The sequence below is a fragment of the Pirellulales bacterium genome (assembly GCA_036267355.1).
Lineage (GTDB): Bacteria > Planctomycetota > Planctomycetia > Pirellulales > DATAWG01 > DATAWG01.
The window spans coordinates 87743-108727 of the sequence record DATAWG010000076.1 but is presented as its reverse complement, the minus strand read 5'-3'; the positions used below and the strand labels follow the sequence as shown (position 1 = coordinate 108727).

The 20985-nt window shown below is 61.4% G+C and carries 19 protein-coding genes; 2 read left to right on the top strand and 17 right to left on the bottom strand.

The annotated features are described in order from the left end of the window. Positions 1-31 precede the first annotated feature (31 nt). Positions 32-913, top strand: a complete 882-nt coding sequence (gene lpxI / locus VHX65_12190; GenBank protein HEX3999303.1) for a UDP-2,3-diacylglucosamine diphosphatase LpxI — start codon at positions 32-34, stop codon at positions 911-913. Positions 914-1067: 154 nt separating this feature from the next. Here the strand turns inward: lpxI and VHX65_12185 are convergent, their stop codons facing one another. The 7 genes from VHX65_12185 to VHX65_12155 form a co-directional block, all read right to left on the bottom strand. Then, entirely contained in the window at positions 1068-1274 is a 207-nt protein-coding gene (locus VHX65_12185) for a hypothetical protein (protein HEX3999302.1), read from the bottom strand. 85 nt (positions 1275-1359) lie between these two features. Further along, entirely contained in the window at positions 1360-2238 is an 879-nt protein-coding gene (locus VHX65_12180) for a PEP-CTERM sorting domain-containing protein (GenBank protein HEX3999301.1), read from the bottom strand. A 203-nt stretch (positions 2239-2441) separates the two neighbouring features. After that, complete coding sequence (locus tag VHX65_12175; GenBank protein ID HEX3999300.1) at positions 2442-2621, bottom strand: hypothetical protein; 180 nt, start codon at positions 2619-2621, stop codon at positions 2442-2444. A 77-nt stretch (positions 2622-2698) separates the two neighbouring features. Then, positions 2699-3187 (bottom strand): hypothetical protein, encoded by a 489-nt coding sequence (locus tag VHX65_12170; GenBank protein ID HEX3999299.1) that lies wholly within the window; start codon positions 3185-3187, stop codon positions 2699-2701. A 764-nt stretch (positions 3188-3951) separates the two neighbouring features. Continuing rightward, positions 3952-4824 carry a thiazole synthase gene (locus VHX65_12165; protein ID HEX3999298.1) on the bottom strand — a complete coding sequence of 291 codons (873 nt, stop codon included), beginning with the start codon at positions 4822-4824 and terminating at the stop codon, positions 3952-3954. A 4-nt stretch (positions 4825-4828) separates the two neighbouring features. Further along, positions 4829-5050: a sulfur carrier protein ThiS gene (thiS, locus tag VHX65_12160; GenBank protein ID HEX3999297.1), complete on the bottom strand. Its 222-nt coding sequence runs from the start codon at positions 5048-5050 to the stop codon at positions 4829-4831. A gap of 314 nt (positions 5051-5364) precedes the next feature. Beyond that, on the bottom strand, positions 5365-5976 hold the full coding sequence (locus VHX65_12155; GenBank protein HEX3999296.1) for a hypothetical protein: 612 nt from the start codon (positions 5974-5976) through the stop codon (positions 5365-5367). A 408-nt stretch (positions 5977-6384) separates the two neighbouring features. Between VHX65_12155 and VHX65_12150 the strand changes: the two genes are divergently transcribed. Then, on the top strand, positions 6385-7731 hold the full coding sequence (locus VHX65_12150) for a trypsin-like peptidase domain-containing protein (GenBank protein HEX3999295.1): 1347 nt from the start codon (positions 6385-6387) through the stop codon (positions 7729-7731). A gap of 170 nt (positions 7732-7901) precedes the next feature. On the opposite strand, the gene VHX65_12145 is transcribed toward VHX65_12150, so the two are convergent. From VHX65_12145 to VHX65_12100, 10 genes are all read right to left on the bottom strand, one after another. Beyond that, the gene (locus VHX65_12145) at positions 7902-9488 is read right to left on the bottom strand and encodes a sulfatase (GenBank protein HEX3999294.1); all 1587 of its coding nucleotides are present in this window, start codon (positions 9486-9488) and stop codon (positions 7902-7904) included. A 928-nt stretch (positions 9489-10416) separates the two neighbouring features. Then, on the bottom strand, positions 10417-11118 hold the full coding sequence (locus VHX65_12140; GenBank protein ID HEX3999293.1) for a hypothetical protein: 702 nt from the start codon (positions 11116-11118) through the stop codon (positions 10417-10419). 1053 nt (positions 11119-12171) lie between these two features. After that, positions 12172-13497 (bottom strand): nucleotide sugar dehydrogenase, encoded by a 1326-nt coding sequence (locus tag VHX65_12135; GenBank protein HEX3999292.1) that lies wholly within the window; start codon positions 13495-13497, stop codon positions 12172-12174. Between the two features lie 14 nt (positions 13498-13511). Then, the gene (locus VHX65_12130) at positions 13512-14306 is read right to left on the bottom strand and encodes a YdcF family protein (protein HEX3999291.1); all 795 of its coding nucleotides are present in this window, start codon (positions 14304-14306) and stop codon (positions 13512-13514) included. Then, positions 14303-15040 carry a hypothetical protein gene (locus VHX65_12125; GenBank protein ID HEX3999290.1) on the bottom strand — a complete coding sequence of 246 codons (738 nt, stop codon included), beginning with the start codon at positions 15038-15040 and terminating at the stop codon, positions 14303-14305. The genes VHX65_12130 and VHX65_12125 overlap by 4 nt, the downstream gene beginning before the upstream one ends. A gap of 133 nt (positions 15041-15173) precedes the next feature. Further along, on the bottom strand, positions 15174-15767 hold the full coding sequence (locus VHX65_12120) for a sugar transferase (GenBank protein HEX3999289.1): 594 nt from the start codon (positions 15765-15767) through the stop codon (positions 15174-15176). A gap of 140 nt (positions 15768-15907) precedes the next feature. Continuing rightward, positions 15908-17134 carry a DegT/DnrJ/EryC1/StrS family aminotransferase gene (locus VHX65_12115; protein ID HEX3999288.1) on the bottom strand — a complete coding sequence of 409 codons (1227 nt, stop codon included), beginning with the start codon at positions 17132-17134 and terminating at the stop codon, positions 15908-15910. 36 nt (positions 17135-17170) lie between these two features. Next, entirely contained in the window at positions 17171-18301 is a 1131-nt protein-coding gene (gene wecB, locus VHX65_12110) for a UDP-N-acetylglucosamine 2-epimerase (non-hydrolyzing) (protein ID HEX3999287.1), read from the bottom strand. Beyond that, a complete protein-coding gene (locus VHX65_12105) occupies positions 18301-19551 on the bottom strand; it encodes a glycosyltransferase family 4 protein (GenBank protein HEX3999286.1) in 1251 nt (416 codons plus the stop codon). Before VHX65_12105 ends, wecB begins: the two co-directional genes overlap by 1 nt. Continuing rightward, positions 19548-20936 (bottom strand): hypothetical protein, encoded by a 1389-nt coding sequence (locus VHX65_12100; GenBank protein ID HEX3999285.1) that lies wholly within the window; start codon positions 20934-20936, stop codon positions 19548-19550. Before VHX65_12100 ends, VHX65_12105 begins: the two co-directional genes overlap by 4 nt. Between the last annotated feature and the right edge of the window lie 49 nt (positions 20937-20985).

The following is a 20985-nucleotide window of genomic DNA, read 5'->3' as shown; positions in this document are numbered from 1 at the left end:
CCGACCCCCCGCGCGCATGAAAATCGCTGCCATGTCCATGACGAATCGCGTGAAGATCGGGCTGGTGGCCGGGTGGGGAGACTATCCGGCCGTCGTGGCCACGGCGCTTCGTCGCGAAGGATTTACGGTTGTCGGATTGGGAATCACCGAGCATGCCGATCCATCGCTGGCGGATCTGTGCGACGAATTCACCTGGGTCGGCTTGGCGCGGATGGGCAAAGCGATCCGCTTCATGCAGCGAACGGGCGTGCGCGAGGCGACCTTCGTCGGCAAAGTCCATAAGGTCCGGCTGTTCCAAAAAGGGGCATGGCGGAAATATTGGCCCGACTGGCAAACGGTTCGCATGCTTTGGCCTATTTTCATCGCACGCCACAAGGATCGCCGCGACGACACCCTGTTGCGCGCAATCGCCGACGGCTTGGCGCGCGCGGGAATCCGTTTGGCGCCGGCCACCGACTATGCACCGGAGCTCCTCGTGAAATACGGACAATTGACTCGCCGCGGACCCTCGGCGGCCCAGCGGCAAGACATTGAATTCGGTTGGCGATTGGCGAAAGAACTCGGTCGGCTCGACATTGGTCAGAGCGTCGCCGTCAAGAACCGGTCGCCCCTGGCGCTCGAAGCGATCGAGGGGACCGACGAATGCATCCGCCGCGCCGGATCGCTTTGTCCGACGGGCGGATTCACCGTCGTAAAGGTCGCCAAACCGCAACAAGACATGCGGTTCGATGTTCCCACGATCGGGCCCGACACCCTCGAGACCATGGCCGCCGCGGGAGCGAAACTGCTGGCCGTCGAAGCTGGGCGAACCATCCTTATCGACGAGCCGCGATGCATCGCCCTGGCCGAGCGACATGGGATCATCATCGTCGCCCTGAATGCCGACGGCCAACTGGCGACAGAGGCGGCTTGAAGATTTGTCTCGGAGACCGCGATTTGCCGGAAACAGGCGGATGCGGCCGGGCGAACTCGCTCTTCGTACACTGGCGGAGCCAGTGGCACACGGACCCGGCGGCACGCCTGCAGCGGCACGCGCACGAGGGAAAAGACGGTTGCCGCGGCAACATCTATTCGAAGCGGCCAAACCAGCGGTGGTTGAATGCGGCGAGGCGATTGGCCCGGCCGCGAGCGCGAGCGGCGCTACCTTGTTGCCAACCGTTCGTTTGGCTATAGCTGAATCGCCGCGACGAACGAACCGTTTCCGCACCGGTCGATTGGCCACGAGCGACGCCAGACTTCTTCCGGTCGTGCGATTCCCTATGGAAGCTGCCCATGATTCGCGCTCCTTCTGTGTTCGGAGTCCGATGAATTGAGACTGTTAACTGCCGCGTCTCTCGTGCGATGCCACGCTGCATCCGCTCAGGCCGAGGCGGGAATCAGGTTCACTCGGGCAAACCGAGGACTGCTCACATCGAGCAAAGATCGCGTCGCCATACATGCAAGCTCCGCGTTTCGCCGCTTCCCCTTCCGACGCCAGCCGAACCAGCCAAGGCCGGCGCTTCCGAAGATTGCCATGGCGATACTGCTCGGCTCGGGCACCGCCGCCGGGGTGACATTGAATGTCTGCGTGAAATCGCTGAGCGTCGCCGAATCGCCGGTCGCCTGACCGAATAGCTCGATATCCTTGCTGACCTGAATTTCTTGCTGGCCGGCGAAAGCGATCGTGCCGGCGTTCGACGACCCGGAAAATCCTTGCTGCAGCACAAAGGATCCGTCGCCGAGCAGATTGTTGCTCATATCGTCGACATCTTCGCTGAACACGACGCTGCCGGTGCCGGAGGTGCCGCCCGTATAGCGGAGTTCGGCGGTGGTCAGCTTCTGATTGGAATCGAGGGCGGTCACGTCGAACTGCAGGCTTACGTCGACGAATTGGTTGTTGAGGGCAAGAAACGGTCCGCCTTGGAATTTCAGTTCGGGCGTCGCGCTGTTGGGCGCCGAGATGACCATGTCTGCGGCAGTTGGCAAGACCACTCCCGCGCCGAATGCCGCGGTGGTCATCGAAAAATTGCTGAACTCCACACCATCAGCCTCGGCGTAGCTCCCGGGCACCAGCAGATCGGAGACCGGCGCGCTGGTGACGGTTTGCACGGTCGACGAAATGTTCGGGTCATACAGCGAAAAGGACTGCGCGACGGCCCTGTCGGCGCTTGTCCACGCGATCAATGCAACGGCAACAGTGCAGCAAACGAGCGGCCAACGGAAACTGCCGGCCAGAACGTGTCGGTTGGTGGATAGCATGGGGTGGCGCTGGGGGTTGAAGGAGCGGAGAACAGGGTCAGGGGTCGGACGTCAGAGACAGCAGAACGAAGCTCGTGATCTTTGGTGGCAGCCTGATTTGGGGTCGGGCAGCGAGGCAATCGGCGTCAAGGCACGTGTCGGGCGCTGCGATGAATCGCTTGCGGTTCGGTCGGCCGCTGGCGATTGACCCCGGGCCCATGCAATCACCACGTGCAACGCTTGTGGCGGCGACGATGAATGCCGTTGACGACGACCGGCCGGTTGCCGCCGCGCGAATAACTCGGGCGACGCGGACGACGCGAACGCTCCGTCTCTCGCCGGCCAAATTCGACGCTGTAGTCCATCTCATGATCCTGCTGATACGCGTAGCTCGGCGATTGCATGGCTAACTCCTTGGTCGCAACGATGGTTGAATGATTCGGACGGCAGGGAATGGATCGACGTCACGCGATCGATGCATCTAGCGGATGCCGCTGGGGCTCTTGCGCTCCACGACATTGCGGGCTTCTTCACACAGTTGGGTCATTTCTTCAACGCCCGCCATTCCGGGCAAGTAAAGCCAGGCGCCGAGTTGCCGCGCCCAAATTTCTTGCTGGCGATCGCCATCGGCCCCGCAGACAACCAACAACGGGCAGCCCATGCGGGCCAAATCCGCGGCGAGTTCTTGTAGGCTCACGAGCGCGTCGAGCGAACCCTCTTCCAAATCGATGAACGCCAGCTTGACGACGATCCGCTGCGCGAGATGACGGCCCGTCGCGGCATCACTGCAGACGACGCTCGCCCAACCGCCGGCGGTGGCGGCACGCGAAAGCGCTTCGCGTTGCTTCGCCCGCGGCGAAACGATCAGGCATTCCAGCAAGCCGCGCGTGGCAACGGTCTTCACCGCTCGCTCCAGACGAGGCTGCTCACGTGGGATCGGGTCGCGAATGGAAGAAACGACGGTGCTCATGACTGGGGTACTCGATGGGTAAGACAACGAAGGGTTAATGCCGTAATGCGGTACGCGTTTCCGCCACCGCCCACCTCACTCCCGGGATCGGCAGCCACGCCGCAAACTCCCGGACACCACACGCCGCACTACTTGCCAACCTCGCTGGCCTCGCTGCGGCTTCGGCCACACACTTGCTTACACATCGATTCACACAAGTGTTCAGACGCGAAGCTGACGGCTCTCCTAAAACTCGTCGGCCACTTGGTTGATGCAACCCTGTAAAGCAACGACCGCGCCGCGGACTCGGAAAATTTCGCGTCGGATCACAAGTGGCAATTCCAAAACAACTTGCGCATTCAAAACACTTTCGAGAACTCGAATGGCGATTTCGGCGGATTTCACCGCTTTGAAACACGTTTCGCAGCAGCGGGGCCCGATCTCTTTTCCGCACAATGCGGTTAGCGTCAATTCACGGAAAAGGTGAAGTTTCACTCGCCTGGGGAAGCACAAAACGGCTGGCAGGGCTGCCAGGTCCATTCGCTGGGAACGGACCTAGCACACGCTCCGGATGCGCCGCTGGCACTGCGTCAAGCGTCGCTGCAAGCGGGGAGAAGGGGCACGCACAAGCACGCGGCTGCGTTTACCCCGGAAGAATACCGGTGGGCTAGCGGCTTGCCGCTCGCACGCGGACGACCATGGTAAGCGGCAAGGCGGTCCAAAGCATGAAATGCCCCACGGCCCGTCGTCTTGCGAAGCTCCGAAGCCTGGCAGACGCCTTCGCGTCACCGCGGCTTCGGGCTGATGAGACCGGCGTCGGGGCTGCTGGCGGTCGCGTATAGGCGCTTTGGGATGCGGCCCGAGAGCCACGCCAATCGGCCGGCGACGATCGCGGCACGCATCGCTTGGGCCATCCCCAGCGGATCGGCCGCGCCGGCGATGCCGGTGTTCAAGAGCACGCCGTCGACGCCCAATTCCATCGCGATCGTCACATCGCTGGCCGTGCCCACTCCCGCATCGACGATCACCGGATAATCCGGATCGTCTTGCTTGAGGTATTCCAGACAGATGCGGATGTTGTTCGGGTTCAGAATCCCTTGCCCTGAGCCGATCGGGCTGCCGGCCGGCATGACGCTCGCCGCGCCGGCATTTTTCAATCGCCGGGCGATGATCGGATCGTCGCTCGTGTAGCACAGCACGACAAACCCCTCGGCCACGAGCCGCTCGGTGGCCTCGACCGTCGCGACCGGATCGGGCAGCAGCGTCTTTTTGTCGGCCAGCACCTCCAGCTTCACCCAATCGGCGCCGGGGTTTTCCAAGCCCAGCAAAAGTTCGCGGCCCAATCGGGCGACGCGCACCGCATCGTCGGCCGTGAAGCAGCCGGCCGTGTTCGGCAACAGTGTGTAGCGATTGCGGTCGATCGCATCGAGCAGATTTCGCCCTTGACTGTCGAAGAGCCGCTCGCGCCGGACGGCCACGGTGATGCAGTCGGTTCCCGAGAGGGCCAGCGCTTGGGCCATCAGTTCGTGCGTCGCGTATTTGCCGGTGCCGACGATTAGCCGGCTGCTGAGCGTGTGGCTGCCGATCCGCAGCGGCGAATCGAGCGGACCGCTTGCCGGGGCCGCGGCGTTTGTTTCCACTGCGCTTGGTTCGAGCATGCGATTAACCTCCGCCGACGAGCGTGACGATTTCGACGCGATCTCCCTCGGCCAACGGCTGCCGGGCATGCTGGGCTCGCGGCACCAACTCCAGATTCACTTCCACCGCCACCGGCCCGGAGACAAGCCCCAAATCGGCCAGCAGCCCGGCCACCGACATGCCCTCTGCCACTTGCCGAGGCTGGCCATTCACGATCACGGTCACAAATTGGCCGGTTGAATTCAAACGGAGGGGCTCCGCACCGAGGGGCGATCGAGTTTCCATTGATTTGCGCCGCCTGACCGCCGCTCGAAAAATTAGTTCGGCGGCGGGGCCTCCCTCGCTTGCGCTTCGGGCTAACGGGGGCCCGAAGCGACAGCACACTAGCCCGAAGCGTCAGCACACTAGCCCGAAGCGTAAGCGAGGGATCGCGATGCGTTAGGGCGAAAGTTATCTTCTTCGCCGCGGCCTAAATCACCGCGGCTTGCCTTGGACGATCTTTGAATCCTGCAATTCAGGATAACCCTAGTTTGAAAATCACCGTAGTTTGAAAATCAAAATCACTGTGGCCGAACGATGGCTCCTTGCCGGAATTGGAAGCGGTCTGACAAGACCAACGACGTGCTTGCTGGATTGGAAGCGGTCGCGCGGTTCGGGGTCCAGGGCACCGCGTAGCAGGCGACCCAACCGGAATTCGTCTCCGCGATATAAACCACCGCTCGACCGATGCGGCCATTGGTGCCGCCGAAGCCCTGCGTCGACTGGGCTTCGCCGGTGACCATGAGATATTTTGGGTTTTTCACCGAGTCGGCCTGCAGGTCTTTGGCCACGTTGCTGTAGCTATAGGCTGTCATGAATCGGCCGGTGCGGATGTTCAGCACGCCCCCCTTCAACTCCCCGGTGACGACATCCAGGACATACACGGCCTCGATGCCGATATCGACTTCGCCGGTGCACATGATCACCGAGTCGTTGCCGTGCGTGGCGGTGGCGCCGACGCCGACCGCTTTCAAGAAGCCGGCTTCGAACGGATTTGCCATGGGCGGTCCATCGGAACCATGCGACAACCAATTGGAAACAAACCCGCCCCCTGCTGCCGCCGCCATGACGGCCGCGACCAACATGCCCGCGCCCAGCCATGCACCGCCCAGTCGCCGCAACATGCCCGACATAGAGAGCTCCTTAAAAATTGGCCGCAAGCCGCTTAACCCCCGCTGTGGCTCGCGCGACCGAATTCAGTGCCATCATACCGCCTGCGTTTCCCCCTCGCCATAGGCCGGACCGCACGCGCCGGCCGCGTTGGTTGCCGATGGGGCTCTTGTGAGGGGCGAGGGACGAGGGACGAGGGACGGGGGGCGAGGGGCGCGCGTGCGTCCGGCCTGACTTCACTCGTCCCTCGCCCCTCGCCCCTACCCCGACCCCACTGGCCGCCTTAAGCAAAGTGCGACTTGCACTCGAGCAGCCCCCGACTGGACTCGCTTGTTTCTGCCCGATTCGATATTTTTATGAATGCGAAGGGCAGACGGTATACGATGGGTTTAGGGATTTTGCCCGTTAATCGTTTCATCTAGGACGAAGTCATGCGAAAGAACGTCGTTTTGTGCCTGATCAGCGCCCTGGTGGGAGTGGCCCTTTCGGTGGCACTTTTCAACCAACCGCGTTCGCCAATGCAGCTCGCCGCGGCCGAGCCGCCGCTGCCCGGTCCGCAATTTGCGCCGAACTATCGGCAGGTGCCGGCGACGCCGGTGCCCGATTTGCCGCAAAATGCTCCCTCATATTCTCCCTTGCAGTCCGCGGCACCGCCGGCCGGGCAAGACGCGCCAAGCGGGCCGGCGCCGTTGAACCCGGCTCCAGTTCAAGCGGCCCCGCCGATCGGCGCTCCGCTGCCGATCGCCGTTCGCGGCCGCGCGGCGGGCGACGACGAACTTACGCCCGACGAGCGCGTGAACGTCGCCGTTTACGAAAGCGTCAATCGTAGCGTGGTCAATATCGTCACCAAGATTCCGGGCACGGCGAATTTTTTGATGTTCGACAATTCGCAGGAAGGGGCCGGCTCCGGCTCGGTGCTCGATAAGCGCGGCAATATTTTGACGAACTATCACGTCATCGAAGGGGCGACGGAAATCGAAGTCACGCTGTTCGACGGCTCGCCACACGAAGCCCACGTCGTCGGCCGCGATATTTCCAGCGACGTGGCCGTGCTGCACATCGACGCCCCGCCCGAATCGCTATACCCCGTGCGGTTCGGCGATTCGACGCATTTGCGCGTCGGCCAGCGCGTATTTGCCATCGGCAATCCGTTCGGCCTCGAGCGAACGCTGACCACCGGCATCATCTCCAGCCTCAATCGCACACTGCCGGCCCGAAACAACCGCAGCATCAAATCCGTGATCCAAACCGATGCCGCGATCAACCCGGGCAATTCCGGCGGACCGCTCTTGGATACGCATGGCCGGCTCATCGGCATGAACACCGCCATCGCCAGTCGAACCGGGCAGAACACCGGCATCGGTTTCGCAATCCCAGTGAGCATGATCAGCCGCATCGCCACGCAATTGATCGAAAGCCCGCTGCATAAAGTGATTCGCCCCGAAACCGGGATCACGCGAGTCTATCAACCGGAAACGGGCCGCGGCTTGTATATCGCCACGATGACACCCGGCGGCCCGGCCGAACAAGCCGGCCTGCGCGGATTCAAACTCGTCAAGCAACGCAAGCGCCAGGGACCATTTACCTATGAAACCACGACGGTCGACCGCAGCACGGCCGACATGATCATCGGCGTCGACAATCAAAAAACCACCAATGCCGACGACTTTTTGGACGCCATCGAAAGCCATCGCCCCGGCGACGACGTCGATTTGCACATCATTCGCGATGGCCACGAAATGATCGTCCGCTTGCGACTGGCCGCCGCGGATGCTTGATGCTCGGGCACTCAGGGAGGAAGAAGGGGCATCGTACTGCTCTTTTGTCGATAAACCAGAAGCGCGAGATTCTCGGCGATTGCGCAGTTTGCAGTTGGCTTGCGCCACGGGTTGGAAGCCGCTCGAAGGCGAGGCGTTCCTGCCGCGTAACGTGCGGCGCCATGCGATCATCAGCCGCTTCCTTGCTGGCGCTGCAGGCTCGGTGGCGGGTTGTTCGCGGCGTGCTTTGTTTTCGCAGGCTGCTTCGGTTTCGCGGGGACAATGATCGATTCCGGCGGGTCTTCGGCGGGGACTTTTAGGGTGGCGCGCAGATCCGCGAGTTGCTGGTGCAGGGATTTTTGCACTTTTGCATACGCCGGATTGTCGTACAGACTTTTGAGTTCCAAGGGATCGCTCTTGAGATCAAAAAGTTCCCAATAGTTGAACTCCGGTTCGTAGAAATAGACCAGCTTGTAGCGATCGGTGATCACGCCGTATTGCCGGGCGACGTTGTGCGGGCCGGGATGCTCGTAGTAGTGATAATAAAACGCCGTGCGCCAATCGGCGGGCGTTTGGCCTTTGAGCACCGGCACGAGGCTGCGGCCTTGCATATCAGCGGGGATTTTCACGCCCGCCGCGTCCAAAAACGTTTCGGCGAAATCGAGATTCGACACGATGTCGGTATTCACGCTGCCCGGCTTCGTCACGCCCGGCCAACGCGCGACGAACGGGGCCCGCAGCGATTGCTCGAAAATCCAGCGCTTGTCGAACCAGCCGTGTTCGCCGAGGAAAAAACCCTGGTCGGACGAGTACACGACGATCGTGTTGCGGTCGAGGCCCGATTGCTTCAGATAGTCGAGCACCCGGCCGACGCTTTGGTCGATCGACGCGATCGTGGCCAGGTAGTCGTGCATGTAGCGCTGATATTTCCAGCGCACGAGATCGGCCCCTTTGAGATCGAGCTTGCGGAACGCTTCGTTGCGCGGTTCGTAATACGCGTTCCACACCTTGCGCTGCTCGGGATTCAGATCCGGAGGCGTTTTGAGCTTCAGATCGTGGTCGTTCATCGTGCTGCGGATCATCATGTCTTGCACGTGCTCGGCCTTGCCGCGGCCGGAATAATCGTCGAACAGCGTTTTCGGCTCGGCGAATTTAACGCCGTCGTAGAGCGATAGGTTTTCCAGCGCCGGCTCCCATTCCCGGTGCGGCGCTTTGTGGTGGCACATCAGCAGAAACGGTTTCGACGGATCGCGGCGATGGGCGAGCCAATCGAGCGTGTCGTCGGTGATGATCTCGGTCACGTAGCCGGTATGGCGCGTGCGATGGCCGGCGGTGTTCAGGCCGCCCGTGATCATCGGCGGATTGTAGTATTGGCCTTGGCCGGGCAGGATGTTCCAGTAGTCGAAGCCGGTCGGATCGCTTTCGAGATGCCATTTGCCGACGATCGCCGTCTGATAGCCGGCCTGATGCAACAGCTTGGGCATCGTGACCTGCGAGCCATCGAAGCGGCAATTCGTGTTGTTGTAAAAGCCGTTGGCGTGGCTGTATTTCCCGGTGAGCACGGAAGCGCGGCTCGGCCCGCACAGCGAGTTGGTCACCAAGCAGCGATCGAACCGCATTCCATCGTGAGCGATGCGATCGATATTCGGCGTTTGATTGAAGCCGTGGCCATAGGCGCTGACGGCCTGGTAGGCATGGTCGTCGGCCAGGATAAACACGATGTTTGGTCGATCTGCACTTACCGGCTTATCGTCGGCAAACGACGCTTTAATTGACACCGCGCCCGCAATCGTGAAAACGGCCAGTGTAGTTACTGAGTGTAGTAAATGGCCCAGTAAACGTGATGGGATCGGCTTCAGCGAAGTCATTGGAAGGGCCTCTTTCGAGAGGGGAATTGGCGGTGAGCGGGGATAGGACTGCGGTCCGCGTGAGTTATGGCCGTCCAATATGAATTCGCATGTTTGTTGCGTCAAGTTTTCACCAAGGATCGGGGATTAGATAGGCTCCCTTCTTCCACCTGAAACGCGTGCTACAGCGTTTCCGGCCGGTTTTTCGGTGCAATTGCCCGAAAACTTGGGAGGTTATTTAATCCGCATCCCAACCACGGACTTCGTATGGGACGACCTTACAAACAACGTCGACGGCCAGACGGCGCCGCTTGGTATTGGAAGCAAACCGATTGCCGGTGCTACACGCTTCCTGGCACGAAAAAACGGATTGGCCTATTCGACGAAGAGGGCCAGCGAATCCGGCCGTCGCGAAGAGGCGCGACCGCGGCGACCGAGGCCTGTCTGGCGATGCTCTCGCCCGAGCAGCGTGCCGCGGCCCGCTGGCATCGCACCGACGTCAGCGCTGGGTATCCGCAGGTTTGTGCGGAGTGGCTGGCCGAGCCAATTGGTCGTGAACCGGTTTCACGTGGCCAGGCACTTGGCGATCGTCGATCGCCAGAGAAAAAACACGGCGTCACAAGCCAGCATTGAAGGGGACAGCGAAGTAGGAGTTTCGTTCGCGGATGTGGCTGTATCGTCGGCGATGGAAGAATTTGAGTGTGAAAGAGCAGGCGAATTTCGAGCAATTGTTCGACGCCAATCCCGACGTGGAGTTGCCCCACCCTGTTCGCGAGGCCGTGGCGGAGACGCAGAGAAAACCCCGCTGGGGCTTTTTGGGCCCCCGGGGTTTTCGTTGGCCAGACTTGCCGCGTCCGGTTTAGTGGTGCAAAACGGTGAACATCCTGCCGCTCAGGGCCAGGCCGCCCAGCACTACAGCGCAACCGAACGCGAGCATTGCCACTTCGGTCAGAATCAGCGGTGCATTCCCGATCAGTGCCAGGATGCCCAGCACCGCGCCGCCGATGCCGATGCAAACCTCGGTGACCATCACGGCCTGCATCGCCTCGCGGGCAACGAGCGTCGAAAACTCGTGGCCATGGAATCCTTCCACCAAATGCCGGGCCAGAGTGGCGCGCGTTCCGCTGCTGAAGATGAGGCCGACTCCGAACACGATCGCGGCAACCGGCAACAAGATCATCGCGGCGATGTGGAGCAACGCCAAAATGCCCAACACGATTCCACCGGCCCCGCAGAACAATTCGAGGGTCACGCCGCTGCCCGTCTCAACGCGAGTCGTCCGGGCCGTGGCCATCGCGCCCTCTTCCGTGAAGAGTTGCGAATAGCGGGCGACGTTGGCCAACCCCTCGAACACCAAGGCCACTCCCAGTGCGATCGCCGCAATCGCCGTGAGATACATCGGCAACACGCCCGTCAGGGCGACGATTGCCAACACGATGGCGCCGATTCCGCCGGCGCTTTCCACGAGCGACCCGGCCATCGCGACTTCCGCCACCGTCCTCTCTTCCGGCCCGCGCCGAGTCACTTGACTCGAGCTTTCATGAACTTGAACCGTAGCCATGATCCACCCTCCCTCATCGAAAAATTGCGCGGTGTTTTCGCTAGCGTGGCACCGCGCTAACCACAGAAAGAAACCTCGCAATCTCTCGCGTTGTCTCCCTCCACTTTCATTCTAGAAATGCAAGCAAATATGTCAGTCGAGGGAATACCTATGAACCCCGGGGCGAAGTGCGGCGCGGCAAGAGGCGCCGCTGGATTTGCGATCCGCAAGGCTGCGAGAAGAGCGTCGCCAGCCCGGCGATCGGCGACGATGCGAAGGCTCGTGGCTGAGACACACGCCGGCGCGGCTACTTCGAGCGGTGCCCGGCTTGTTGATGGTGCTGCTCGGAATCGAGGCTCTTGAAGCCGGCGGACGGCTTCGGATCCGCGAGACCAATCGCCCTATATCCTTGATCGACACGATCTTTCGTATCGTCGCGATCGATTCGGCGTCGGCATTGCAACATTTTGCCCGGTCCGCCTCGGGAGCACGAACGAGCGGCCATGAGAGGCGAAAGCCATCGAAGCGATCCCAGGCTCCGTAAGCCACCAAGGAAACCTTCGGGCTGTTGGGGCCGATCTCGCGCCAGGCGTCGTCGTCAAAATAAGGCGCGCGGCTGATCGGCAATCGACCGCATCTCTCGCACCGCCGCACAAAATTCGTGGAAACAATTTCGTCGGCCAGCGCTTCTTTCACGAGACACTTTTGCCCGCGAATTTTCTCGTGAAAACGGGACTCGTAAAAACTGACCCGTGAAAACGGGATGGGTTCGGGGGGTGGAAAGGGGGGGTGGTTCGGCTGCCCCTAGCGACTGGTTTCTCGCCGCCGCGCGTCGCTGGTCCCCTTGGGGCGGAATGCCGATTCCGGCCCCAATCGCTTGCCAAACCTCTTGCTGCAGTCCGTTGTCACGAATCGGACCCTCCCGTTTGTTTTGCCTCTAATCGGACCATCGTTGCCCCAGCATGGAGCGATAGAAACGTGAGATTTCCTTCGAGCGCTTCTGGAGGCGATAAGCACACGAATTAGATGCATCAGCCGCGAGCGGACGGCATGCGGGGCATGCCTGCTAGGTTGTCATGCTTTGCGAATTTTTTCGCGGCCTTCGCGGACGGCGCGGGTGGCGTTGCGGGTGTCGATCACCAAGCGTGAGTGGCGGACGATGAAGTCGTAGTCGTAGGCCGAATGGTCGGTGGCGATGAGCACGCAATCCTGGGCAGCCAGATACGCCACGTCGAGTTCGCGGCTCGCCATTTGCAAACCGGGATGATGCCGCATGCGAGGCAACCTGGGCACGTGCGGGTCGTTGTAGGTCACTTCCGCTCCGCGAGCCAGCAGCATTTCCAGCAGTTCGAACGACGGGCTTTCACGGGGATCGTCGATATCTTTCTTATAAGCGATACCCAGGATGCAAATCTTGCTCCCCCGTAGCGGCTTACTGGCGTCGTTTAGGGCTTCGCTCAATCGCTGGATGACGTATTGCGGCATGCTCGTGTTGATCTCGCCGGCTAGCTCGATGAACCGCGTGATCAGCCCGTGCTTGCGGGCCACCCAACTGAGATAAAACGGATCGATCGGAATGCAATGGCCGCCGAGGCCGGGGCCGGGATAAAACGCTTGGAAACCGAACGGCTTCGTCTTTGCCGCGTCGATCACGTCCCACACGTCGATCCCGATCCGATCGAATAGCACCTTCAACTCGTTGACCATCGCGATATTGACCGAGCGGTAGGTGTTTTCCAGAATCTTACACGCCTCGGCCACTTCGCAATTCGCCACCGGCACGATTCGCACCACTGCCTGGCTATAGAGCGCCTCGGCCAGTTCGGCGCTGTGCCGCTCGATGCCGCCGACGACTTTGGGAATGCCGCTTGCCGTGTAGTTCGGATTGCCCGGATCTTCGCGCTCGGGACTATATGCCAGGAAGAAATCTTCGCCGATCTTCATTCCGCCGGCCGTGAGAATTGGTAGAACGACATCGCGGGTGGTGCCAGGATAGGTCGTGCTTTCGAGCACGATGAGTTGCCCCGGCCGCAACACGGCGGCGATTTGCCGGGCCGTCGCTTCGATATAGCTCAGGTCGGGATCGCGGCTATCGGAGAGGGGCGTGGGAACGCAGATCAGCACGGCGTCGGCCTCGGCGAGCCGGCGCATATCGCATGTCGGCGCGAAACGGCGGGTTTCAATCCACTCGCCGATCCAGCTCGACGGGATGTGGCCGATGTAGCTTTCACCGGCCAACAAGCGCTTGACCTTCGACTGGTCGATGTCGAAACCCATCGTGCGAAAGCCGGCTTTGATGAACGCTTGAATCAGCGGCAAGCCGACATAGCCGAGACCGATCACACCGACCGAGGCCGTTTTGTTTGCGATCGCTTGTTTCAATTCGAAAGCAGTGGGCATGCTAGGGGGAGGGGTTAGGGTGAGGGGTTCGGGACGCGCGGAGCGGTGGGGCTGCGCGATCGGATGCGAGATCTGACGCGAGAGGTGAGGCGCCAGGCGATTACTGCTAGTGCGGCAATGGCGAGCCCTGCGGCGCCCCAACCGTACCTGAACCAATAAAACACGTTTTTCGAAAATTCCTTCGAGTACGTCGTAAAACCCTCTTCGACCTTCCACCAACATTCGGCGTCGTAATAGTCAGTCGGCACGGAGATGTATCGGATGCGATCGGCGCTCGAGCCGAGTTCGCGGCGAATGATCCATCGAGCGCGGCGGGTGTGGTAGTTCGAGGTGACGACGTTTACCGTTGCGTTCGGATGGGCAGTCATCGCGCGGGCCAACACCGCTGCTTCATCGAACGTGCTCGTGCAATCGCCGGGCAGCTCGACGATCCGATCGGCAGGCACTCCGAGCACGCTGAGAATGCGCCTCGCGCGGCGATTGGGGTGGTTCCGCTCCTCGCCGACCGAATCGGGCATTGCCGGATGGGTAAGCCAAAGTTGCTTACCGACGAAGCCTTTTTGGTACAGGGCCGCCGCCGCAAACGGACGCGACTCTTCGTCGCCCGACAACACCAGGCAATAGTCGCTTGGCTGCGGGCGCTGCCCAACGTCGAGCCATCGGCCGGCCGCCGAAAGCCACCATCCGGCTGTGAAGTATAACGCTACGAGGGCCGCTGCGAGAACAAGCGTCCGACGCAGCCATCGCCGCCGCCAACAGGCGGCTATCCATTGGAGTCGGGGCCGGGATGCGATGGCGTGGCCCGTCATTGGTGCGATAACGTCGGCAGGCTGTTTTCAAACTCTTCCAGCGTCCATGCGGGCCGGCAAGGCTGCGAGGGGCCGTTCCATCCGTTGAACGCCAATGCCGCATAGTTCTGAAAGATCAGGAGAATCCCCTCGCGGCTCTTCCACCAGTTGCCCTGATCGACTCCGGTATGAATTGCGGCGAATTCCACGCCCTCCGATTGTTGTGCGTCGAGCACGGAATTAAAAACTTGCCGATCGCATCGGCCGCGCAACAGCCGGCCCAGCACAAGCATGCGAGTTTTCGGACGATCTTCGAGCCAAAGCCGGATCGCCCCGGCAGCATCTCGTGTCGTGCGGCATGGTCCCGGCAGCAGAATCACGGCGGCCGACGGCACTCCACGCCGCTCAAGCTCGGCGCGAAACGTGTCGACTTTATCGGGCCATGCGCCACAACGCACGGCTCGCGAAACCGGCGGCTCGAATAGCAGGATGCCGTGAACTTCTCCCCTCGAATACCGCCGCGCTGCATCGTCGACGACTCCCGATTGACCGACCACACCGGGCAACACCGCCAAATAGTCGGCCTGTCCGACCGGCCGCTCGACGATCAAAAATCCCGCCACGCCCCGCGCGATCTGCGCGTGAAAGATGGCGAGAATGGCGAACATCGCCGCCGCCGCCAGCCCGAAGCGCACCCATCGCCGGCTCATTGCGCGCCGCCAGCGGGCGGCCGCCTTCTCATTATCAATGGTCATTCGCGATCCCTCGCCGCCACCGAACGTGAGCGGCAGGGCGCTAGCCGCCGGTGCTTTTCGTCGTGCCCTTGCATCGGATTGGTCGGTCGGGTCGCGATCATTCTTCAACCGGCGGCTAGCGCCTTGCCGCTCTCTATCCGCGGGCCATGCGCAGGGCAGTTTGAAACAGAATTCGCAGATCGAATCCGAACGACGATCGGGCAACATATTCATGGGCAAGCGACAGCTTCTCGGGCAGTATCTGTTGCACGTAGATTTGCTCCGGATCTTTGCCGCCCGAAAAAAGGCTTGCCTCGTCGCGAAATTTGATCGACGCCAAATCGGTGATCCCGGGGCGAATGCGGAGAATTTCGGCGTAATCGGAACGAAACATTTCGACGTACCGCTGCACTTCGGGCCGCGGGCCGACAAGGCTCATCTCGCCGGCGACGACGTTGATGAGCTGCGGCAACTCATCGAGCTTCCAGCGGCGCAAGAACCGGCCAATGCGTGTGATTCGCGGATCGTCGTGCCCCGAGGTGATTTGGCCACCTCGCTGCGGGGCATCGACCACCATCGTGCGGAATTTGAATATCCGAAACGGGCGAAACCCGCGTCCTATGCGCTCTTGCCGAAAGAACACCGGTCCGCGTGAATTTATCTTCACCGCCACTGCGAGCGCGAACAAGACGGGCGACAAAATCAGCAGGCCAAGAGCGGCGGCGCAGATGTCGAAGAGGCGTTTCAAAAGGGGCTCGGAACGGGGCGCGAGGGGGGACGAGGGACGAGGGACGAGTGAGGCGATGCGCGAAACCGCAAGCGCGGCTCGCTATCAATCGGCGTGGCGTGGCTCGCTTGCGGTTTCGCGCGTCAATATCCGGAAACGATTCACGTCGAGCCGATGCGGTTTGACCGGCATAGATCGCGGACGACTTGAATGACATGTTGCTGTTCGTCGTCGCGCATGCCGGGGAAAAGTGGCAACGTGATCAGGCGTTCCCACAGCGGCGTCGCCACGGGAAACGCTTCCGGACGCCATCCGAACCGTTCAACATAATACGGATGTAAATGCAACGGACGCCAATGGACCGAACAACCGACCCCGGCAGTTCGCAGCGCCGCGATAAGCGCATTCCGATCGATGGCCAAACGGTCGAGCTTCAGGCGGATCGGAAACAGGTGCCATGCGTGAAGCCGGCTGGGAACTACGGGTGGCAAATCCAATTCGCCGATCTCCGCCAGTTCGGACCGATAGCGCAGGGCCAGTGTCTCGCGTTCAACGCGCATCGCTTCGGCCCGCGCGAGCTGGTGCACGCCAATCGCGGCGGCAATATCGGTCAGATTGTATTTATATCCCGCTTCGATGATCCGATAGTCCCAACTCGTGCCGCCTGAGTAGCGATTCCAAGCGTCGTGCGACAAGCCATGCAGCGACATGAGCCGCATGCGATCGGCAAGCGCGGGATCGCCGGTCACGGCCATACCCCCTTCGCCGGTGGTAATTGTTTTGTTGGCATAAAATGAGAAGCAGGTGATGGCGGCCGTTTGCTGGCCGCACCGTTGCCAGGGCCAATTTTCAGCCGGCCGCCATGCTGCGGGAAAGGCGTGCGCTGCGTCCTCGACCAACCACAGGCCATGATCCCGGGCAAACGCCTGCACCGCCGCCACGTCCATCATCAATCCGCCGACGTGAACCGGAATCATCCCCACCGCCCGCAATCCCGGCTCGATCTTGGCGGGCAGCTTGCCGGCCGCCAGGTCGGCGAGCTTGCGCGCGGCATCGGCGAGATCCATGTTGCAGGTCGTGGGATCGCAATCGACAAGAATCGGCGTGGCGCCGCAATAGCGGACGATTTCCGCCGTGGTGGCGAAGGTCATCGTGGGAACCAGCACCGCTTGGCCCGGCTTCAGGCCCATCGCTTCGACCGCCAGATGCATTGCGGCCGTGCACGAATTCACGGCCACAGCGAGATGCGCCCCAACGGCGGCGGCCATTTCGGTTTCGAACCGCCGTGTAATCGGCCCGGTCGTGAGCCATCCCGAGCGGAGGCATTTCACGACCTCGGCAATTTCCGCTTCGCCGATCGAAGGCCGGAAGAAAGGCACATTCATCATCAAACAAGTCTCTCCATCTTGCGATCGCGTCGCAAATTACGTTTTGGACGCCGCTGGTTGCGAATTCAAGAAGCGAACGACTTCAGCCCCGATGCGTTCGCCGGCGCGGCCGTCCCAGAGGGATGGGGCTTTGCCATGCTTGTAGTGGCCCGCGAGGATGTCGTCGACGAGGCGTTCGACGAGCGCGATGTCGGTGCCGACCAGCGTGCTGGTACCGCTTGAAACTGTCACCGGGCGTTCGGTGTTGCGCCGCAACGTCAGACAGGGAATCTCCAATACGGCCGATTCCTCCTGTAGCCCGCCCGAATCGGTGACGATCAGTTTCGCGGCAGACGAGAGACCGAGAAATTCCAGATAACCAAGTGGCGGCGTGAGCCGAACGCCCGGCGATTCGTCGAGCGTTTGCCACAGGCCAGCCGATTCCAACCGGGCCCGCGTCCGCGGGTGCACCGGAAACGCGACCGGCAATCGATTGGCGATTCGGGCCATGCTTTCCGCGAGGGCCGCGAGTTGGGCTGGGTCGTCGACGTTCGAAGGGCGGTGCATCGTCCAAACCGCAAACTCGCCCGGCACTAGCCCCATTCGCTCGGGCTCGTGCAATGCCTGCGCCGCCGGTAGCTGCGCCATGAGCACATCGATCATTACATTTCCCACCAAGCGAATTGCGGATTCGGGCCGGCCTTCTCGCTTCAGGTTTTCGATGCCATCCGATTCGCTCACCAGCAACAGTTCGGCAATGGCATCGGTCAGCACGCGATTGATTTCTTCCGGCATCGTGCGATCAAAGCTTCGCAAGCCGGCTTCGACATGAATCGCCGGCACGCCGAGCTTTACGCTCGCCAGCGCGCAAGCGAGCGTCGAATTGACATCGCCGACAACGAGCGTCGCCGCCGGCCGAGGATCGGCCTGCAAGACCCACGCTTCGTAGCGGGACAGCACGGTCGCGGTCTGCTCGCCGTGTCTGCCCGATCCGGCTTCCAAATGCACGTCGGGCGCCGGCAGGCCAAGCTGCCGGAAGAACAGATCGCTCATCGCCTCATCGTAGTGCTGGCCGGTGTGAACCAGCAGCGTGCTCAACTGGGGATCGGCGGAGTGGAGACCAGAAAGAATCGGCCCCATCTTGACGAAATTCGGCCGGGCCCCGACCACGCAAGCAATCGATCGCATTAGGATGCTTTCCTTGCCGCGGCAGCGGACCGGGGGATCATTTGCAACAGGAAACGGTTCAATCGTTCGGCGATTTGATCACGGTTGTAAGTGGTTTCCGCCGCGCGTCGGCCGGCGTCGCCGAGTTGTGATCGCAACTCGGAATCGGCTGCCAATCGAGCGAAGGCCGCAGCGATTCCAGCAGCGTCGCCCGGCGCAACTGCGATTCCGCAGTCGGCTTCCTCCACGCGCTGAGCGGCTTCGCCGGACGCGATCAACAGGATCGGCAACTGCGATGCCATCGCCTCATAAATCTTGCTCGGCACCGCGCCGGGAATCACCATTCCCAAACTGATGATCGCGGCGTCGGCGGATGCCAATAGCGCGGGTATCCGCGCGCGCGGCTGCGGCGGAAGAATCTTCACGCGGCCAATTCGCTCCCGCTCGAGCCGCTGGAGCAAATGTTCTCGCGCCGGCCCTTCGCCGACGAGCACAAACCGCCCCGGCACTTCCGCCGGCAGCGATGCGGCCAGATCGAGTATCTGATCCAATCCTTGCGCTAGCCCTAGCAAGCCGGCGAAAATGAAAATCGGACCGGGCTCCGAACCCAGCATTGCCCGGGATTCCGCATCCGCCAATGCTGGCCCGAAGCGGTTTGGATCGACGCCGTTGGTGATCACCTCCGCTTTCACTCCGGGTGCCCGCTGCCGCACGGCCTCGATGATTTCGGAAGATTGCCCCGTCACGCCCGCGGCCTTGCGGTAAATCTTCCGTTCGAGCCGTTCGGCCATGCGCGTGGCGATCCCCGGCTTAACGATGCCCATGCGGATTGCCGATTCGGGCCAGAGATCGCTGACATTGAACACGAACGGGCACTTCCATCGCCAACGGAGATAGCGCGCCGCATAGCCGATAAACAGCGGCGGCGATTCGACCCACAAGAGATCGGGCCGAGCGCAGCAGCGCGGACCATAGCGGCAAGCCGAAGCCGCGAACGAAAAATACGACCGCAATCGTTTCGCGAATCCGGTTTTGGCCGTGTAGAGCGGAACTCGCACCGCGCGGATCCGCCCGATCTGCTCGACCGCCACGCGCCGCTGGTCGTAGCCGTCGAATACGTGTCCGGTGGGATAGTTCGGCAGGGCCGTGAGCGTTTCGACGTGCCAACCAAAGTCGATCAATCGCTCGCCGAGTTCGGAGAGTCGCGCCTGCGGGGCACCCATTTCGGGCGGAAAATATTGCGTAAGGATGCACAGCCGCGGCGTCGTCATAGGTCTCGCGAGTCGGTGCCGACCACGCGATTGATGACGGCGCGAAACTTTCCGTTCGCGGTGCGAGCAATGCGATCGACGGTTGCAATTTGTACACGCACGTTTCCAGCATGCCGGCGAAAATTATCGAGCAGCTTCTGCCGATCCGGCGGCGAGAAGTCTTGTGTCGGTACGACATTGATCGTGAATAGATCGGCTTCCTCTTGCACGACCTGGGCCTCGATGATCGCCGTAACACCCTTAAATACTGTATCGAACCGCACCATCCGTCGGCCATCGGGAAGCAAGCAGTAATCCTCGTAGCGCCCTTGAATACCGCCGAGAATCGGCATTTGCCGCCCGCAGGGGCAGTTCTGTTCCTCCGCCCAGTGCGCGACGTCGCCTATCTCGTACCGCAACAAGGGCTGAAGCGTGTTCTCGAGTCCGGTCACCACAACTCTTCCCTCGCGACCTGGCGGGGCCGGGGAGTCCCCATCAAGAATCTCAATAATTCCGCGTTCGGGCGACACGTGATATCGGCCATGTTCACACTGCGAGACGAAATGAGTTCCCTCAACAGCTCCATACTGGTCAAACAGCCTGCACTGGAACCCGGCTTCGATCGACGCGCGAATTTCAGGCGTCACGGTTTCGGATGTCGTGATCGCGACCGGAATCGACAGACGGCGACCGCTTTCCAGCAGATCACGAGCGATCAAATTAAGCGCCGACGGATAACCCATGATCAATCGCGGCTGCCACCGGGCGAGGTGCTCGGCGTAATGGGGCAAATTGGCTGGACTAAGGTGGTAGATCGAGTAATAGACCAGATTCTCGACTGGGCTTGGCCGCCAAAATGGCGGAGCGACTTGAGCGAAGTTGCAAACCTTTCGGACGCCGAACATGGCGCGCCGATCGCGGTGTCCGATGCCCGCCCAACTTCGCAGCCGAGATTGAAAGTAGGCCAAACCTTCTTGGTGAAATCGCCGCGTGTAGTAAATGTCGGTCGGGGTGCCGGTAGTTCCGCTCGAACGGAGGATTTTCGTGCCCCAGGGCGGAGCGCCGGTCAGCAGATCACGCGGCCGTTCCCTCAACGTTTGCTTGCTGAGCGTCGGCAAGCGGCGCAATTCGTCAAGCGAATTGAGCGGTCCAGCGATTCCGGCGCTGGCAAACGCGGACTGATAATAGCGAGCCTGCGCCGCGAAGCCGACGATGCGGTTTAGTGCGGCGAGTTGGCATGCGGCAAATCGTTCTTTGGTGAATCGCTCGGCGGACGACAATTCGCGCACCTTGCGGCGATAGTGACGGCCGAAGCGTCTGGCATACCAAGCGGCTCCATAGGCCGTAACCATCGCCGATTGGAGGAAGACCGGCGAAGCCTGATAAATGTCGTCAAGTATGCTCATTTCGCTTCGGTCACGGCGCTAGCAATGCGTGTGACTTCTTCGGCTCATC

Bases quoted from the DNA above. Each gene is read 5' to 3' on its own strand.
- VHX65_12125 (HEX3999290.1), bottom strand. From the start codon at position 15,040: ATGACCATTGATAATGAGAAGGCGGCCGCCCGCTGGCGGCGCGCAATG.
- VHX65_12185 (HEX3999302.1), bottom strand. From the start codon at position 1,274: ATGGGCAGCTTCCATAGGGAATCGCACGACCGGAAGAAGTCTGGCGTC.
- VHX65_12175 (HEX3999300.1), bottom strand. From the start codon at position 2,621: ATGCAATCGCCGAGCTACGCGTATCAGCAGGATCATGAGATGGACTAC.
- VHX65_12100 (HEX3999285.1), bottom strand. From the start codon at position 20,936: ATGAGCATACTTGACGACATTTATCAGGCTTCGCCGGTCTTCCTCCAA.
- VHX65_12180 (HEX3999301.1), bottom strand. From the start codon at position 2,238: ATGCTATCCACCAACCGACACGTTCTGGCCGGCAGTTTCCGTTGGCCG.
- VHX65_12170 (HEX3999299.1), bottom strand. From the start codon at position 3,187: ATGAGCACCGTCGTTTCTTCCATTCGCGACCCGATCCCACGTGAGCAG.
- VHX65_12130 (HEX3999291.1), bottom strand. From the start codon at position 14,306: ATGACGGGCCACGCCATCGCATCCCGGCCCCGACTCCAATGGATAGCC.
- VHX65_12140 (HEX3999293.1), bottom strand. From the start codon at position 11,118: ATGGCTACGGTTCAAGTTCATGAAAGCTCGAGTCAAGTGACTCGGCGC.
- lpxI (HEX3999303.1), top strand. From the start codon at position 32: ATGTCCATGACGAATCGCGTGAAGATCGGGCTGGTGGCCGGGTGGGGA.
- wecB (HEX3999287.1), bottom strand. From the start codon at position 18,301: ATGCGATCGATTGCTTGCGTGGTCGGGGCCCGGCCGAATTTCGTCAAG.
- VHX65_12155 (HEX3999296.1), bottom strand. From the start codon at position 5,976: ATGTCGGGCATGTTGCGGCGACTGGGCGGTGCATGGCTGGGCGCGGGC.
- VHX65_12135 (HEX3999292.1), bottom strand. From the start codon at position 13,497: ATGCCCACTGCTTTCGAATTGAAACAAGCGATCGCAAACAAAACGGCC.
- VHX65_12150 (HEX3999295.1), top strand. From the start codon at position 6,385: ATGCGAAAGAACGTCGTTTTGTGCCTGATCAGCGCCCTGGTGGGAGTG.
- VHX65_12115 (HEX3999288.1), bottom strand. From the start codon at position 17,134: ATGATGAATGTGCCTTTCTTCCGGCCTTCGATCGGCGAAGCGGAAATT.
- VHX65_12165 (HEX3999298.1), bottom strand. From the start codon at position 4,824: ATGCTCGAACCAAGCGCAGTGGAAACAAACGCCGCGGCCCCGGCAAGC.
- VHX65_12105 (HEX3999286.1), bottom strand. From the start codon at position 19,551: ATGACGACGCCGCGGCTGTGCATCCTTACGCAATATTTTCCGCCCGAA.